The 429-nt window shown below is 67.8% G+C and carries 2 pseudogenes; both read right to left on the bottom strand.

Annotated features, from left to right (window positions below):
* Positions 1-148, bottom strand: a pseudogene (locus FQ755_RS38155) (5'-methylthioadenosine/adenosylhomocysteine nucleosidase); the annotation flags it as partial.
* A pseudogene (locus FQ755_RS16715) lies at positions 145-429 on the bottom strand (DNA helicase II); the annotation flags it as partial. The pseudogenes FQ755_RS38155 and FQ755_RS16715, both read right to left, overlap by 4 nt.

Genomic DNA, 429 nt, shown 5'->3' on the forward strand with positions numbered 1-429 from the left:
GACCGTGCGTGATCGTGCGCAGACCGGACTCGGCGCGCATCGCTTCGATCAGGTCGCCGAGTTCCTGCGGCAAGGCCGCGAGAATGCCGAGCGGACGATGCGAAACCGGGGCGCCGCTGCGAACCGTATCGTCGCCAGGTGCGCTCATTCAACCGCCTGCAATTTGGCTACCGCGAGCGCCAGCCACTTCTCGCCATGGCGCTTGAATTTGACTTGCGCCTTGGCGTCGACGCCACCGCCTTCGAGCGCGGTGATCGTGCCTTCGCCGAACTTCGTGTGGAACACCTGCTGGCCGACCCGGAAACCGGTCTCGGCAGCCCGCTGCTCGTTCGCGAAGGCGGGCAACTGCGCCGGTGTCGACGAGGCGGGGCCCGTGTAACCCGGCCGCGAGAACCAGTCGCGCCCATAACCGGCGTTGTCCGAGCGGCC

Origin of the sequence: Paraburkholderia sp. BCC1885, from assembly GCF_900996235.1 — a bacterium.
Lineage (GTDB): Bacteria > Pseudomonadota > Gammaproteobacteria > Burkholderiales > Burkholderiaceae > Paraburkholderia.